This window comes from Paenibacillus sp. JT31N7, from assembly GCF_059692095.1.
The window spans coordinates 290127-305269 of record NZ_JCAUAT010000003.1; the positions used below are offsets into that span (position 1 = coordinate 290127).

The window sequence follows — 15143 nt, forward strand, 5'->3', positions numbered from 1 at the left end:
TACTAGAGACAGGAATAAAGGGGAGAGGGAAGTCTTATATGAAAATATCAGCAAAGCTCATGGCGGGTTTCGGGCTTTTGTTTATCCTGATGTTCGTTCTCGCGGGAATCGGAACGACTCGGATAAGCAGTATCGACGAGAGCCTCGACAGCGCGTTTGTCAACCGCTACAACAAGACACGAGTGGCCTACACGGCCCGTTCGGACGTAAATACGATCGCCAAATATATGGCGAATTTGCTGCTTAACCCAGATCCCAATCAGCTTGGGGCCAAAGAAAATCTGACCAAAGCGAACACTTACAAAGAAAAGCTGAAAGAAGGGGTGACCGCCCTTCAGAAATCCGCCGATTCGGACGTGGAGAAGCAGCTTACCTATGAGACGGTCAAAAGCACCGAAAGTTTTATCACCTACCTGAATCAGGCCATCGGGCTTTACGAGAGCGGCAAGGTAGCGGAAGCGAACAAACTGAGAACCGATATCGGGGTAACCTATCAGGATCAGGTAACGGAGAGTGTGGATCACTTAACGCAATATCTGGACGATAACGTACAAAAAGGGATTAACGAATTTAAAACTTCCAACAGCAAAACGCTGCTCATGACGATTGTGCTGACGGTGGCCGCTCTCGTGATCGGCCTGGGGATCATGTACTGGATCATACGCAGCTTGTCCCGCGGGCTGGCCCTGCTGACCGGCATGATCAAAGGTTTCGGCAACGGCCGGTTCGATCCGGGTTACCGCGTTGAGGTGACGACGACCGACGAGTTCGGCAAAGTGGCCGATGTCTTCAATACGATGGCCGACGGCCTGGAAGAACTGATGCACAACGAACGGACATTCAATAAGCTGAACGAAGACCAGGCTTGGCTGAAGTCAAACGTGGCGAATATGAGCATGCTCCTTCAGGATCAGACAAACATGCACGACTTGACGAACCGCTTTATCTCGGAAGCATCCCGGATGATCGGCGCCACGTTCGGAGCGGTGTATCTGTTGGAGCGGGAAGGCATGAGACAAAGGCTCGTCCTCTCCTCCGCTTACGCGTTCGACAAAGATCCCGAGGATAATCTTCTTCCTGAGTTCGCGCTCGGACAGGGTCTTGTCGGCCAGGCGGCCGCCGACGGCCGGCGGATTATGGTCCAGGACGAAGTGGATAAGTATCTGACTATCCAATCTTCTTTCGGACAGTTGGACGCGAAGTATCTCGTTGTGGAGCCGGTCGTGTCCGAGGAAGAAATCGGAGCGGTCGTTGAATTTGCGGGATTGAAAATGCTGAGCGAGAAAGAACTGGACCTGCTGGAGCAACTGACGGAGAACCTCGCGGTCTCCATTGGCCGGATCCGTTCCCGCGAACGGGTCGAGGAGCTCCTGCGCATGTCGCAGGCCTTGACGGAGGAGCTCCAAAGCCAGTCCGAAGAGCTCATTTCCCAGCAGGAAGAACTGCGCACTTCCAATGAGAAGCTGGAGGAGCAGACGAAGACGCTGAAGGCGTCCGAAGAGCTGCTGCAGTCCCAGCAGGAAGAGCTGGAGCAGAATAACGAAGAGCTGCTCCGCAAGACGAAGCAGCTCCAGATCCAAGTTCAAGAGACAGAGCTGGCTAACCGCCAGATCGAGGAAGCGAAGGAAGCGCTGGAGAAGCAGGCGTTCGAGCTGGCCATGGCTTCCAAGTACAAATCCGAATTCCTGGCCAATATGTCGCATGAACTGCGGACGCCGCTTAACAGTATGCTTATTCTTTCGCAGATGCTTGCGGAGAATAAAGACAGCAACCTGTACGACAAGCAGGTGGAATACGCGGAGACCATACATTCTTCAGGCTCCGATTTGCTGAAATTGATCAACGATGTTCTCGATCTTTCCAAGGTGGAAGCCGGGAAAGTCGAGGTCCAGACCGAGTATGTTCTCGTGCCGGATATCATGGAAACGATCCAGCGTTCGTTCGAACAAGTCGCCCGGAAGAAATCGCTGGGCTTTGAAATCACGATCGACAACGGCGTGCCGCGGATGCTTTACACGGACAGCATGCGGCTGGAGCAGATTTTGCGGAATCTGCTGTCCAACGCCTTTAAATTCACGTCCCAGGGCTCCGTACATTTGCATCTCTATCCCGTCCGGGAGGGAGAGCCGCAAATTGCTTTCTCCGTCAAGGATACGGGCATCGGGATCGCGGAAGAGAAACAGCAGATTATCTTCGAAGCGTTCCAGCAGGCCGACGGAACGACGAGCCGGCAGTTCGGAGGAACGGGACTCGGCCTGTCCATTTCCAAACAGCTGGCGAGCCTTCTTGGCGGTACGATCGAAATCTGCAGCCGGGAAGGGGAAGGCAGCACATTCACGCTGTTCATCCCGCACCGGCAGTATTCCGAACGCGCAGGAGGATCGGCGGAGGCGGCTGCCGCGGGACAGGAGCAGCAGGCCCTGCCGCTTCCAAGCGCGTCCGCAGAACCGCAGCTTCCGGCGGCACCTGCGCCCGTGCCGGTTAAACCGGCTCCGAAATCCGCCCAACGCGAGGTGGAGGACGACCGGGGCAGCATTACCGAGAACGATAAAGTGCTGCTGATCGTCGAAGACGACGTGCACTTTATGAACGTGCTCGTCGATATGGCCCGCAGCCGCGGATTTAAAGCTTTGGTCGCGATGCAGGGGGATATCGGGCTCCAGATGGCGAAAGAGTATAAACCGGACGGCATCATCCTGGATATCCAGCTGCCGATCGTCGACGGCTGGTCGATTCTCGTCCAGCTCAAGAATAATGCCGAGACCCGGCATATCCCCGTACACGTGATGTCGGTTGTCGACGAAGTGCACCAGGGGCTCTCGATGGGCGCGATAGCCTACATGCGCAAGCCTTCCAGCAAGGATTTGCTGGAGCAGGCCTTTATCGAGCTGGAAGGGTTCATCGATCAGAATCTGCGGAAGCTCCTGCTCGTAGAGGACGATCCCATCCAGCTGAACAATTTGATCGAGCTTATCCGTCACGACGATGTCATTATCGAAGTGGCGACAACGTCGGATGATGCGATCGTGAAGCTCAGAGAGCAGCATTTCGACTGCATGGTGCTCGATATCGGCTTGGCGGATCAATCAGCATTCGATTTGCTGGAGCGGATCAAAGCCGAGGAAGAGCTTCGCCGCCTGCCGATTGTTATTTACACGGAAAAAGAATACGATAAGAAAGACGAGATGAGACTTAAGAAATATGCGGAGTCCATCATCATCAAGAACGTGAAATCGCCTGAACGGCTTCTCGATGAAACGGCGCTGTTCCTGCACCGGGTCGAAGAAACCCTGCCGGAAGAGAAGAAACAGATCTTGCAGCGTCTGCACAGCAGTGAAGCGGTATTTTCGGGCAAGAAGGTCCTCCTCGTCGACGACGATATCCGCAACGTATTTGCGCTCTCCAATCTGCTGGAAGGGTACAACATGAAAGTTCTGTTTGCGGAGACCGGACGCCAGGCTCTGTCCATCCTTGAAAAAGAACCCGACCTTGATCTCGTTCTGATGGATATTATGATGCCGGAGATGGACGGTTATCAGGCGATGAGAGAGATTCGCAGCATGCCGCAGTTTGATAATCTGCCGATTATCGCCCTGACGGCGAAGGCCATGCGGGATGACCGGGAGAAGTGTATTCAGGCCGGTGCGTCGGATTATATAACAAAACCGATAAATAATGATCAGTTAATGTCTCTAATTCGCGTTTGGTTGTTTAAGTAAGAGAAGGAGCAAATGCGAACCCTCTGATGAGAAACATCTCAGATGTGCCAACAGGGTCGATTCGGAGGAGAAGGAGAGAGACAATTGGATTTGAATTTTAATCATATAGATCAACTGCCGACTTTTTCCGGTCAGCAGGCCGAGCATGAACGCATCGAGATCAGCCTGCTGCTGGAGGGCATTTACCGCATTTACGGGAACGATTTCCGTAATTATTCGTACCCGTCCATCCGGCGCAGGATCTGGCACCGCATCTTGGCGGAGAAGCTGTCGACCGTCTCCGGCCTGCAGGAGAAAGTCCTGCACGACCGGGAATGTCTGGAGCGGCTGCTGTCGGACCTGGTGATTCACGTAACCGAGATGTTCCGCGATCCCGAGATATTCCTCACCTTCCGGCAGAAGGTGGTTCCCCTGCTCCGCCAGTATCCGGCTATTCGCATCTGGCATGCGGGCTGCGCCACGGGAGAGGAAGTGTACTCCATGGCGATCATGCTGCACGAAGAGGGACTCTACGATCGTACCCGGATTTACGCGACGGATATAAATGAGGATGTGCTTAAAAAGGCGGAGAAAGGAATCTACCCGCTGCGCAACATGAAAGATTATACGAGGAACTACCTGCAGTCCGGAGGCAAGGAAGCTTTCTCGAAGTACTATACGGCCTCGAAGGATTCCGTTACGCTTCATTCCTTTTTGCGTGATAATATTGTTTTTGCCCAGCATAACTTGGTTACGGATCGTTCATTTAACGAATTCCATGTGATTTTGTGCCGGAATGTATTGATTTATTTCAATACGCAGCTTCAGAACCAGGTGCATACGCTCATATACGAAAGCCTGGGACCGTCCGGTTTTCTGATTTTGGGCGATAAAGAAACGATCACTTTCACCAAGCACGCGTCCGCTTACGAAGCCGTCAGTACAGCCGACAAAATTTACCGCAAGGTGCAGTGACGCTGCATAAGATGAGGAGACGAGTTGGAGGAAGGGGTTTCTCGAAGTGAACTTGGATGAACCGATTAAAATACTGATGGTGGATGATCAGCCCGAGAATTTGTTGGCCCTTGAAGCCGTTCTTGCGGAAGAGAACTACCATCTGGTAAAAGCGGGCTCGGGTGAAGAGGCCCTTCGATGTTTACTGCACGACGATTTCGCCGTGATTGTCCTGGACGTTCAGATGCCGGGCATGGACGGTTTCGAGACGGCCCGTTGGATCAAATCACGGGAGAAATCGAAGGATATCCCGATTATTTTCATAACAGCGGCTTCCCACGAGAAGGAGCATGTCTTCGCGGCTTATTCCGTCGGTGCCATTGATTATATCGTTAAACCGTTCGTGCCCCATACACTGAAAGCCAAGATCGAAGGATTCGTGAACTTGTATCTCGTTCAGAAAAAGCTCCAGCACCAGTCGGAGCTGCTGAATATGCGGACACAAGAACTGCTGACAGCGAAGGAAGCGGCGGAATCCGCCAACCGGGCCAAATCCGAGTTCCTTGCTCTGATGAGCCACGAAATCCGTACGCCCATGAACGGGGTCATGGCGATGACCGATCTGCTCCTCGAAACGGAGCTTTCGGATGAACAGCGGGAATACGCCGATACCATTTCGCGGAGCGGTGCCGCGCTGCTGCATATTATCAATCAGATTCTCGATTTCACCAAGCTCGAATCTTCCAAAATGGAGATGAATACCGAACCGTTCGATCTGGACGTCTGCATGGAAGAAACGATGGATCTGTTCTACGGCGAATGCCGCAAGAAGGACCTCAAACTGGAGCGGGAAATTGCGGAGAACGTTCCGTCCCATCTCATCGGGGATGAGCTGAAACTCCGTCAGGTGCTCATTAATCTGATCGGTAACGGGGTTAAATTCACGGAGACGGGCGGCATTAAGGTTAAAGTGACCAATCTGGGAAAAGCAGGGGACAGCAGCCGGATTATTCTTCAATTCCGGGTCCGCGATACGGGAATCGGCATTCCGGCCGAGAAAAGAAACCGGCTGTTCCAGCCTTTTACACAGGTTGACTCCTCCATGACACGGAAATACGGGGGAACCGGTTTAGGCCTAGTCATTTGCCAAAATCTTGTGGAGCTGATGTCCGGCAAGATGGAAGTCTATTCGCAAGAGGGGCAGGGCACCGAATTTGTTTTTACCATACAGGCGGAAGAACTCCGCACTTGATAAAAGCTTCGTAAACACGCGCACAATGCGGTTTGCGGGGCTTTTTTTGTTGTCTTTTTTATTGTTTCAAAGGGACGGGGAGCGGTGTAAGTACAGGTATTGCCGAGGCATAGAGGCGGGTGGGAAATAGAGAGAAGAGATATAAACCGGGCTGACCCCGTGGAAGCAATACATTTACAGATTGTACAAATAAAACCGGGCAAATCAAATTAAGGTGATTATGAATTCTCCGCACGGGGTATTTAAAGATAGACAAGTTTTACTTGCGGCTATATAAACAAGCAATCTTTCTTATAGAAAAATAGAAAAGAAAATCGACAACTACGAAAGGATCAGGTGACAGAGATGAGAAAACAGAGTGTAGCTATACTACTAGCAGGAGGTGAAGGTCGCCGACTTGGTGCCCTGACTCAAAATACGGCGAAACCGGCGGTTCATTTCGCAGGCCGCTATCGAATGATCGATTATGCGCTCAGCAACTGCCGCAACTCCGGCGTGGATACGATCGGTGTAGTAACCCAATACAAACCGGAATCCCTTCATCAACACATCGGAACAGGCGAAGCTTGGCTCGGCGATACGGACAAAGGATGCGTTGAAGTGCTTTGCTCGAACCAGGAGCATGTAATCGGCAACAAGTTCACGGGAACGGCAAACGCGGTATATCAGAACCGCCATTTTATCGAAAAGCACGATCCGGAATATGTACTGGTGCTTTCGGGCGATCACATTTACCAAATGGATTACAGCAAAATGATCGAACAGCATCAAAAGCTCGGTTCGGTCGCGACGATCGCGGTTAAGCCGGTAGGCTGGGATGAAGCGAGCCGATTTGGAATTATGAACACGGACGAGGAAGGCCGCATTGTCGAGTTTGATGAAAAACCGGCTCAACCGAAAAGCAATCTGGCCTCGATGGGAATTTACGTATTCAACTGGGATTTCCTGAAGAAAGTACTGGAGCGCGATGATTTGTCGGCGCAATCCTCGCACGATTTCGGCAAGGATGTCATTCCGATGATGGTAGAGGAAGGCGTACGCGTTCATTCCTTCTCCTACGAAGGCTATTGGAAGGATGTAGGCACGATCGACAGCCTCTGGCAGGCACAGATGGACCTGCTGAACGGTTCTCCGCTGATGAGCGAGCTGGAATGGCCGATGTATACGGCCCAGATTGCCAACGTGAAGCCGCACGTGGATCGTACGGCCAAAGTGAACCGTTCCCTGATCAGCGATAACTGCGCCGTATACGGTCAAGTTCAGAACTCGGTAATCTCTCATGGAGTTTATATAGGCAAAGGCAGCGTTCTGACGGACTGCGTGATCATGCCGAATGTCCGGATAGGGAACAACGTGAAGCTCCATAAAGCCATTATCGGCGAGGGAAGCGTATTGTGCGACGGTGTAACGGTAGGCAAGATGGATGCCGAAACGATCAGTGTGGTCGGCGATCATGAGGTGCTTTACAAGATCAACGACAAAGCTCCGAAAATTTACCTGCCTCGTCTCGAGCAGCGTATCGGTTAAGGGGGGATATTCAGGTGAATCATTCCATAATTGTCGTCGACAGCGAAAAGGAAATCCGGGATGTCATTCGTCAGCTTCAGACCGCCGGATGCGAACCGCACTGCATTCACGTGCTGTCCGATGAGACGGTAGACACGGAGGAGATGCTCAGACCGCGTTATACGAGTCGTATCGGCTTTTCCGCAGAACAAATGGCTTATACGATGGCCACTATTTTCCGCGGCAGCGGCAGGGCGATTCGCTCCAAGCTTATCTCGCTGGGACTGGCCGGCAGTGCGATTCCTTATTATGAAGAGGAAATTTCCCGGGGCCGTATTGTTGTTGTGGCGGTGCCCAGCCAGTTTATTTATGCCTATGATGCCAGTTATGCCGATCAAGCGGTCGAAGCATCTGCGGCTGGCCAGTAATCACGCGATCTGGCATCTGACCGGTTTACGTTTTACGAACACTTTCGGACTCTGTTAAACATCCCTTAGCCGCTCATGACCCCAATACGTCTTAGGAGGGACTCCAGATGAACAAGAAATCACTGACGATGGTGCTGCTCGGCGGTGCGCTGCTTTTCAGCGGCGCTCAAGGACTTGAGGTGCCTGCGTCCGCGGGTGCGGATGACGGACTCATTTCTCAGGCGGCTCCTCCTTTGGTTCTTGGTGCTGGAGGCGCCATTACGAATATAGCGGGCTACATGAGCGCTAACGAAACGGTGACGGTAAAGCCGGCGGTAGTTCTGGCCGAACAAACGCCTGCAGAGACGTCCGGCTCTGTCAAGCTGGAACGCATAAACGGCATCTCTCTGTCCGACGATGTGAATACGATTGTCAAACGGAAGGGAGAGCCGACATCCGTCCGGAAGGATGAATTTTTCGGAGATACGAAAATTCTCGAGTATCCCGATTGCAGCGTTGCCGTAGGTGAATACGGGGTGGAATATGTAGAAGTTACACCCAAGCATAAGCAGATTACGATCGACGGCAAGCAGGTGGCGAATAATTTGCAAGCTCTCGAAAAAACGCTGGGAGAACCCTACTGGGTGGCCGAGGACGGTTTGGTTTACACGCAGGACAATCAAGCGTTGAAACTGTTCGTAGACTCTGACAGCGGTCAGTTGAAATCGGTTCAATTCTTTCCCAGCGTTACGGAATAAAGGTTATCTGATCCGAATCCCATCTATGAGAAAGGCTCGCGCCATGCGGGCTTTTTTGTTGTTTCTATTTGAAGTGAAACCAAAGACCGAGCCTGTGGTGAATAAAACGGACATGTTGTATGCTGATCCAGCGAAACTCTGTGCATCAGGAAAAGAAGGCGACGGCTTAGCGGATCTGGTGTACGGGATCCTACCCATAACCACTCCCAGAAAGAGCGGGGAGAGTAGTAGAGCCCGCTTCGCACTGCGTGCAGCTCTCCGGCGCGGTACGGCATCTAGTGACGGCGGTCGCTCCCATGCGCGGCGTAAGAGAGAGCCTGCATATTAGAAGACACAAAAAATCAGCCCTCTAAGAAGGCTGATTGAAGGAAATCTATTAAAATTTAGGGAATACATATTTAACGAGGAAGTAAAGGAAACCAAAGAAAATGATGAGATAGGCCGCATATTTGATAAAAGTAGAAGCGACGGCGCTCGAATCTGATCTTTTCTCAATGTGCCTCTGCTCGATGTCGACATTCTTGTCTTGATCCATGGGTAACCCTCCTTCCTTCACCAGATCAATTGCGTTAGTCTTAGTCGTTTATGTAAGACTCCAGCATCCAAATGTGTTTTTCAAGATTGGTGCAGATTTCAGTCAGCATATCGGCCGTACCGTGGTCGCCTTCGTTCTCGGCGGTTTCGATCGCTTCCTTGGATTCTTCCGTAATGGTGCGGAAATCCTGGATAAGCTCTTCTACCATTTGGCCGGCATTGCGCTCCGGAGAAACTTCTTTGATAGAAGAATTCGTCTGGAATTCTTTCGTTGTGGAAAGCGGGCTTCCTTGAAGTCCGAGGATACGCTCGGCAATGGTGTCGAGGTAAAGGTCGGCTTCTTTATAGAGTTCTTCGAATTTTACGTGAAGAACGAAGAAAGAAGGACCTTTGAGGTACCAATGGAACTGATGGAGCTTGACGTACATGACACCCCAGTTTGCCACTTGTTTATTAAGTAAAGTTACGGTTTGTTTTTCTTTAGCTGTAGATGTTTTAGCCATGTTTATTTCCTCCCTTTAACTTTTGAATAGTTGTGTCTACAAGCTCATTACCCGCAGCTTCATCCGGCGAAACAAGGCAAATTATAGCGGGAAATCAGGTGTTTCAAAGTGCCCGTCAGGTGGTAAAAGTGAGATGAACCGGTCGATCCGGCGGGTTTCATGAGCAAGGTTCACGTATAAGGGAGGGAATAGCTTATGATATGGCAAATTAGTTTAGCGGTTATTGCGATTGCCTTTGTGGTGCTCGTCGTTTTTCTGGTAAAGACACTGCGGTCGGTGACCGATCTCGTTGCCCAGACCAACCAGACCATTCAGCAAGTTCAGCAGCAGGTGACGGTGGTAAGCCAGGAAGCAAACGAACTGCTTCGTCATACCAATGAGGTTAGCCTGGACGTACGCAACAAGCTGCACGCGCTCGACAAAACCTTTTATACCATTAAAAATGTCGGGGATGTGGTAAGCGAGATTACGACTTCCGTACGCCAGACTTCGGCTACCGTAACGAATACAATGAGAAACAAGGTGGAGAAAGAGCTGAACTCTCCGAAAAGCATCGTGAACCGCATCGCACCTCTGGTTCCGGTTGCGGTCGATATGTGGAAGAGATTGAAGCAGAACCGCACGACAAACAGCAAAAGCGTAGCCGTCAAGTAAGACGGCTCCTTACAAAGAATAGCCCGAGGCGGGCTGGTAAAAACAAGAAAGATAAAAAGCTGTTTCACTTGGATTTATGCCGGGTAAAGTAAGTAGTATGTGCAGCAATTTTATTAATGGTGGGTCATTGACTAAGGAGGACAAATAAATGGTGCAAGAGAACAAATTCAGAATGGAAAAACAAATTACAGATGATGATAACATCATTTCTTTGATCGGAGAGCTGGATCTTTCCAAGGCATCCGAGTTTAATACAAACGTGGACCCGTTTGTGCAAGATGTGGGACGCAAACTTATTCTCAATCTTAAAGAACTGACATACATCGACAGCACGGGAATCGGAGTTATACTTACGATTATCAAAACCCGTCACGCTTTAAAGGCGCCTTTTGCGGTTGAGAATATCCCTCCCAAGGTCCAAAAGCTGTTTGACCTTACGGGGTTGACACCGTTTTTGTCGGCTGTAGCGAATACTGTGAACTAAGAAAGGAAAGAAAAGGGTCTATGGAATCCAAAAATCGTACTGTGAGTTTAACGCTGCCTGCTGAAGCTGAATACATTGATCTCGTCCGTTTGACGCTCTATGGTATCAGCTCCAAGATGGGGTTCTCTTATGAAGATATCGAAGATATGAAAGTCGCCGTTTCGGAGGCTTGCAACAACGTCGTGGTTCACGCTTACGAGCCGGGCCAGGGCGGCAAAATGGAAGTTCATTTCGAAAATTTGGACGGCGGTATTAAAATTACCGTACAGGATCAGGGTCTCAGCTTTGACCATGTTACGAAAGTAGGCTCCGCCGACTCCTTGCACAACAAATCTCTGGATGAAGTGAGCAGCGGCGGTCTCGGACTCTATCTCATGCAAGCCCTGATGGACCATGTAGAAGTGAAAGGGGATCAGGGGACTGTTGTTATCTTAACGAAGATGGTAAGCAAAAGCGAGGAAATGGTATGAAATTACAATCCGAGAGGAAAGAGATGGAGCATATCCATGAGCTGATTCGACAGTATCAGGAAACTGAATGCAATGATATCGCTACCTCTTTGCTTATTCAATACGAGTCTACTGTGAAAATGGCTGCAGCGAAGATGTCCCGCAACCGTCCGGATCTGTATGAAGATCTGATTCAAATCGGGCAAATCTCCCTGCTGAAGCTATTTAAGCAGTTTGACCCTTCTCACGGTGTGCAGTTTGATGCTTATATGATGAAAAGCATTATCGGCCACATGAAGAATTATCTTCGTGACAAGTCCTGGTATATTCAGGTTCCGAGACGGATTAAAGAAAAAGGATTTCAAATCCAGCAGGCAATCGATCATCTGACGATGCGGCTGGAACGCTCTCCCAATGTCAATGAAATTGCGGAAGAACTGAGTCTGACTGTCGAGGAAACGATTGAAATATTGGCTGGCCGGGAATGCTATCATTATGTGTCTTTGGATATGCCGCTTTCAACGGAAGAGAACGGGTCAACAATTGGCGATGTATTGGGTACTCAGGTGGATGAGTATCTTAATGTCGACAACAAACTCGATTTGCAGGAGGCGCTAAGCCACCTCAAGCCTGAGGAGCAGAAAGTCCTGATGCTGGCTTACGTGGATGGGTATTCGCAAAGAACCATCGCTCAGGATCTTGGCGTTTCTCAAATGAGCGTATCCCGTATTCAGCGCAGAGCGCTGGATAAGCTGCGCAAATATTTCGAGAAAAACAAGCCTGGTGAAGGAGCTTGATTCGTTCATGCAGCAATAGTACCTGCAGAAAAGAACACGTTGTTACAGCGTGTTCTTTTTTAATGACAATATATCGGTAAAGGAAGGGTACACATGGAAGATAAAGAGCTGGAATCTTCATCTAATTGGGTTTGGCACGACCTGCATGACCGTGACGGTAACCTCAATGTAGCGATCGACAAGCTTCCCGAAGAGTTGAAGCCGCTCGTGAAAGAAGCGGCAGCGGAACCGTTTGAAGCCCGTTTGTACCGCAATAAAGGAAGCGAGCTGCTGGAGGGAGCTTTCTATTACGATTTTGATTCCAAATGCCGGGAAGGCACTCCTATTTTCCACTTTCTTGTGAATGAAAAGCATCTGGTTACGATCAATTTCAATGAAGAGCTGCTGGCTCCCTTTGATCCGGACCTGATTCGTGAGCAGACGTTGAACGCAGAGAATGCGTTAGAGGGCCTTTTCGTTATCCTCGGTTACATCGCGGAGCGGCTGCTGCATGTTCTGACGGATTATGAGAGAAGGATGCGCCAGGTCGGAGAGCATATGAGAAAAAGAAACAATTCCAAGCTGCTGGATAGGATTCTTGACCGCCGGCACGAGCTGCTCGATATGACTAAATGGGTGCGTCCGCTCAAAGATACGATGATGACGACCAAAGAGCTGTTTGTCGAGAACTTGGAAGAAGGACTGGAGCACCGCAGAACATGCATTAAAATGGAGCGGATTATGACGCGGCTGAAGCTCTATACGGAAGAGGTAGAGGCTCTTCTGGCTCTGGATACGAGTATTGCAAACTACCGGGGGAATGAGATTACGAAGACTTTGACGGTCTTTACGGCCGTATTTGCGCCGCCTACGATGCTTGCGGGGATATGGGGCATGAACTTCGAGAATATGCCGGAGCTGAAATGGACAACGGGTTATTATCTGGCCCTGGGTCTTATCGTCGCTCTTCCTGTGGTTGTTCTCGGCTGGCTTCATTGGAAGGGTTGGACAGGCGATATTATCAAGGGTAAAAGCAAAACGTCCAATCTGAAATAAACGGCCGGGCCGCGCAAGGGGCCGAGCCGGCATTGTAGATGGCGGGCGGTTGTCAGAAAAAACGGTTTCAACTAGTGGGAAACATGGGTAATTATTAACCATACCCAATTAAAATAAATTCCCACTATAATGAAGGCGGTGAGTCTTATGACAGTCAAATATACGATCGACTGTGAAGGCAGCGAGATTCTGGTTCGTGAAGTTGACGGAGCAACTTATCAGCTTTGTATACGTGCTAGTACGAACCCGCTTGGCAATGGGAATATTTTGGAAACGTATTCAGAATTTTATCGGGCAGTCCGTGCAGCCGATCATTTCTGTCAAACCTATGCTAAAGCGAAAGAAAACGGCTTTTATCTGCAGGAGACCTTCTTGGTGAAGCCGGATAAGAATCCGATTCCGGTCAGCAAAATCCTGAATGAAGAGATGCAGAGCGAACAAGTGAATGCACTCTTTGTGTAAGGTTGGAAAATAACGACAGCCCGGGGCAGGCCATCTGCCCCGGGCTGTTTTTTGTTGAGCTGGGAAGTGGGGAAGCGACGGTCAACGGCTGACCGGACGATGACGCAGAGCAGAGAGAGGGGGAGTTCGAAGAATCCTAGCGGAATTAGGACAAGAACGGACTAAGACCAAGAACAGACCAAGAAGACCAAGAAGACCAAGAAGACCAAGAAGACCAAGAACGGACCAAGAACGGACCAAGAACGGACCAAGAACGGACCAAGAACGGACCAAGAACGGACCAAGAACGGACTAAGAACGAAACTGACTTAACAGTGTAAAGGGAAGGCAGGATGGATACCTATACAATCGTAGCCGCAAACAAAAAGACCGCCCTGAGCCGGCAGCCGGCTTGGCAGTCTTCTGTTTTTATTTATACATATCCACGTAGGATACGAGCTTTGCGATAAATTCTCCGATGATCGGCATGGAAAGGAATTGGGAAACGATCCAGCCGAGTAGAGCGACTACAACCGTCGTACCGATCGTCAGGCCGAGGCCTCTGGCCAGGCCGGCAGTGAAATTCGTAATGATCCGTTTGCGCGGATTGAGATAATTTTCGATCACATCTTTATACTCGGAGCGTTCCAGGATGGTAGCAAGGCGTTCCAGCGCCAATTCCTTCCGGCTCGGTTCCTGGGAAGGAATCGGTACCTCTCCAGGGACTCGGCGCTCACGGGTGGGAGAAGAATGTCTCATACGGAATGCACCTCTTTCAGTCAGTTTGAACGGCTCCTGGGCGGCTTTCGCCAAAACAGCCAGCTCTCCGCAGAGAAGCTGGCTGCCGATGCTCGGAACAATTCCAATGGGGGGTTCCGAAGCGGTTTAGTTCATCGGTTTATTGGACTGGTCCATGCTGTTGAGCATCTGGTCCGTACGCTCTTCTTTCATTTCTTTCACATTATCGAGAGCGCGGTTCGTGGAATTCGCTGCGCTGCTTACCAAATCCTTCGAACGGTCGACCAGATTGCTGGTCTGTTCGTTCACGCGGCTGGCAACATCCGCAACTTTCGTTTTGGCGTCGGAGGCGAGTTCTTGACCTTTCGCCATCCATTCGGAATATTTGACCGAGAGGTCTTCTCTCATTTCACGGCCTGTTTTAGGGGCAAGAAGAAGGGCGGTGATCGCGCCTACACCTGCACCTACCAGAGTACCAAGCAATACACCATTACCTTTGGATTCGTTAGACATATGATCCATCTCCTTTACCTGAATATCATTTTTTTAAAACACAAGATACATTTATAGAAATGTGAAGTGTTTCCGCGGGTTAAGCATTGGTGCGGTGAAAAGCGCGGCTGGCAAGGCCGATCAGGAAAACGAATAACGCTGCACCGATAATAGCTGGAATGACAGCGAAGCCGCCGATTTCGGGACCCCAGCTGCCGAGAAGCAAAGAACCGAGCCACGCTCCGACAAAACCGGCCACCATGGATCCGAGTATGCCTCCCGGCATATTGCTTCTGACGATCGCGTCGCCGATAATCCCGATGACTACGGCCATTATAATGGTAATAATGAAGCCTATCATGGTTCCACTCCCCTTTATCTCGTTGATTCTGCCGTACTTTTTTCTACCCGGCAGAGAAGAAGATGAAACAAATGGAGATG

General features: G+C 50.4%; 17 protein-coding genes. 12 read left to right on the forward strand and 5 right to left on the reverse strand.

Annotated features, from left to right (window positions below; genetic code table 11):
* The first annotated feature begins 38 nt into the window (after nt 1-38).
* The 6 genes from AC58P5_RS15930 (at nt 39) to AC58P5_RS15955 (ending at nt 8575) form a co-directional block, all read left to right on the forward strand.
* The gene (locus tag AC58P5_RS15930; protein WP_497388103.1) at nt 39-3719 is read left to right on the forward strand and encodes a response regulator; all 3681 of its coding nucleotides are present in this window, start codon (nt 39-41) and stop codon (nt 3717-3719) included.
* Between the two features lie 84 nt (nt 3720-3803).
* A complete protein-coding gene (locus tag AC58P5_RS15935; RefSeq protein WP_497388105.1) occupies nt 3804-4673 on the forward strand; it encodes a CheR family methyltransferase in 870 nt (289 codons plus the stop codon).
* A gap of 46 nt (nt 4674-4719) precedes the next feature.
* The gene (locus AC58P5_RS15940) at nt 4720-5904 is read left to right on the forward strand and encodes a response regulator (protein ID WP_497388107.1); all 1185 of its coding nucleotides are present in this window, start codon (nt 4720-4722) and stop codon (nt 5902-5904) included.
* 345 nt (nt 5905-6249) lie between these two features.
* The gene (locus AC58P5_RS15945) at nt 6250-7431 is read left to right on the forward strand and encodes a glucose-1-phosphate adenylyltransferase (RefSeq protein WP_497388109.1); all 1182 of its coding nucleotides are present in this window, start codon (nt 6250-6252) and stop codon (nt 7429-7431) included.
* A gap of 14 nt (nt 7432-7445) precedes the next feature.
* Complete coding sequence (locus AC58P5_RS15950) at nt 7446-7838, forward strand: general stress protein (protein ID WP_497388111.1); 393 nt, start codon at nt 7446-7448, stop codon at nt 7836-7838.
* Between the two features lie 107 nt (nt 7839-7945).
* Nucleotides 7946-8575 carry a hypothetical protein gene (locus AC58P5_RS15955; protein WP_497388112.1) on the forward strand — a complete coding sequence of 210 codons (630 nt, stop codon included), beginning with the start codon at nt 7946-7948 and terminating at the stop codon, nt 8573-8575.
* A 376-nt stretch (nt 8576-8951) separates the two neighbouring features.
* Here the strand turns inward: AC58P5_RS15955 and AC58P5_RS15960 are convergent, their stop codons facing one another.
* A complete protein-coding gene (locus AC58P5_RS15960; RefSeq protein WP_009675476.1) occupies nt 8952-9110 on the reverse strand; it encodes a hypothetical protein in 159 nt (52 codons plus the stop codon).
* 40 nt (nt 9111-9150) lie between these two features.
* Nucleotides 9151-9612, reverse strand: coding sequence for a Dps family protein (locus AC58P5_RS15965; protein ID WP_497388114.1), 462 nt, complete (start codon nt 9610-9612; stop codon nt 9151-9153).
* Between the two features lie 195 nt (nt 9613-9807).
* Between AC58P5_RS15965 and AC58P5_RS15970 the strand changes: the two genes are divergently transcribed.
* The 6 genes from AC58P5_RS15970 to AC58P5_RS15995 all read left to right on the forward strand — a co-directional run bounded on the left by AC58P5_RS15970 (nt 9808) and on the right by AC58P5_RS15995 (nt 13493).
* Nucleotides 9808-10266 (forward strand): DUF948 domain-containing protein, encoded by a 459-nt coding sequence (locus tag AC58P5_RS15970; protein WP_497388116.1) that lies wholly within the window; start codon nt 9808-9810, stop codon nt 10264-10266.
* 148 nt (nt 10267-10414) lie between these two features.
* Nucleotides 10415-10750, forward strand: coding sequence for an STAS domain-containing protein (locus tag AC58P5_RS15975; protein ID WP_009675595.1), 336 nt, complete (start codon nt 10415-10417; stop codon nt 10748-10750).
* Between the two features lie 20 nt (nt 10751-10770).
* A complete protein-coding gene (rsbW, locus tag AC58P5_RS15980) occupies nt 10771-11220 on the forward strand; it encodes an anti-sigma B factor RsbW (RefSeq protein WP_497388118.1) in 450 nt (149 codons plus the stop codon).
* Nucleotides 11217-11996, forward strand: a complete 780-nt coding sequence (locus AC58P5_RS15985) for a sigma-70 family RNA polymerase sigma factor (protein ID WP_497388120.1) — start codon at nt 11217-11219, stop codon at nt 11994-11996. Before rsbW ends, AC58P5_RS15985 begins: the two co-directional genes overlap by 4 nt.
* A 93-nt stretch (nt 11997-12089) precedes the next feature.
* A complete protein-coding gene (locus tag AC58P5_RS15990) occupies nt 12090-13031 on the forward strand; it encodes a magnesium transporter CorA family protein (protein WP_497388122.1) in 942 nt (313 codons plus the stop codon).
* Nucleotides 13032-13178: 147 nt separating this feature from the next.
* A complete protein-coding gene (locus tag AC58P5_RS15995) occupies nt 13179-13493 on the forward strand; it encodes a hypothetical protein (RefSeq protein ID WP_497388124.1) in 315 nt (104 codons plus the stop codon).
* A gap of 408 nt (nt 13494-13901) precedes the next feature.
* Here the strand turns inward: AC58P5_RS15995 and AC58P5_RS16000 are convergent, their stop codons facing one another.
* The 3 genes from AC58P5_RS16000 to AC58P5_RS16010 all read right to left on the reverse strand — a co-directional run bounded on the left by AC58P5_RS16000 (nt 13902) and on the right by AC58P5_RS16010 (nt 15063).
* A complete protein-coding gene (locus tag AC58P5_RS16000) occupies nt 13902-14231 on the reverse strand; it encodes a DUF5665 domain-containing protein (RefSeq protein WP_326053215.1) in 330 nt (109 codons plus the stop codon).
* Nucleotides 14232-14357: 126 nt separating this feature from the next.
* Complete coding sequence (locus AC58P5_RS16005) at nt 14358-14723, reverse strand: YtxH domain-containing protein (protein WP_369995602.1); 366 nt, start codon at nt 14721-14723, stop codon at nt 14358-14360.
* Between the two features lie 79 nt (nt 14724-14802).
* A complete protein-coding gene (locus tag AC58P5_RS16010; RefSeq protein WP_497388126.1) occupies nt 14803-15063 on the reverse strand; it encodes a GlsB/YeaQ/YmgE family stress response membrane protein in 261 nt (86 codons plus the stop codon).
* Nucleotides 15064-15143: the final 80 nt, after the last annotated feature.

Bases quoted from the DNA above. Each gene is read 5' to 3' on its own strand.
- AC58P5_RS15930 (WP_497388103.1), top strand. From the start codon at position 39: ATGAAAATATCAGCAAAGCTCATGGCGGGTTTCGGGCTTTTGTTTATC.
- AC58P5_RS15945 (WP_497388109.1), top strand. From the start codon at position 6,250: ATGAGAAAACAGAGTGTAGCTATACTACTAGCAGGAGGTGAAGGTCGC.
- AC58P5_RS15955 (WP_497388112.1), top strand. From the start codon at position 7,946: ATGAACAAGAAATCACTGACGATGGTGCTGCTCGGCGGTGCGCTGCTT.
- AC58P5_RS15960 (WP_009675476.1), bottom strand. From the start codon at position 9,110: ATGGATCAAGACAAGAATGTCGACATCGAGCAGAGGCACATTGAGAAA.
- AC58P5_RS15965 (WP_497388114.1), bottom strand. From the start codon at position 9,612: ATGGCTAAAACATCTACAGCTAAAGAAAAACAAACCGTAACTTTACTT.
- AC58P5_RS15970 (WP_497388116.1), top strand. From the start codon at position 9,808: ATGATATGGCAAATTAGTTTAGCGGTTATTGCGATTGCCTTTGTGGTG.
- AC58P5_RS15975 (WP_009675595.1), top strand. From the start codon at position 10,415: ATGGTGCAAGAGAACAAATTCAGAATGGAAAAACAAATTACAGATGAT.
- rsbW (WP_497388118.1), top strand. From the start codon at position 10,771: ATGGAATCCAAAAATCGTACTGTGAGTTTAACGCTGCCTGCTGAAGCT.
- AC58P5_RS15985 (WP_497388120.1), top strand. From the start codon at position 11,217: ATGAAATTACAATCCGAGAGGAAAGAGATGGAGCATATCCATGAGCTG.
- AC58P5_RS15990 (WP_497388122.1), top strand. From the start codon at position 12,090: ATGGAAGATAAAGAGCTGGAATCTTCATCTAATTGGGTTTGGCACGAC.
- AC58P5_RS15995 (WP_497388124.1), top strand. From the start codon at position 13,179: ATGACAGTCAAATATACGATCGACTGTGAAGGCAGCGAGATTCTGGTT.
- AC58P5_RS16000 (WP_326053215.1), bottom strand. From the start codon at position 14,231: ATGAGACATTCTTCTCCCACCCGTGAGCGCCGAGTCCCTGGAGAGGTA.
- AC58P5_RS16005 (WP_369995602.1), bottom strand. From the start codon at position 14,723: ATGTCTAACGAATCCAAAGGTAATGGTGTATTGCTTGGTACTCTGGTA.
- AC58P5_RS16010 (WP_497388126.1), bottom strand. From the start codon at position 15,063: ATGATAGGCTTCATTATTACCATTATAATGGCCGTAGTCATCGGGATT.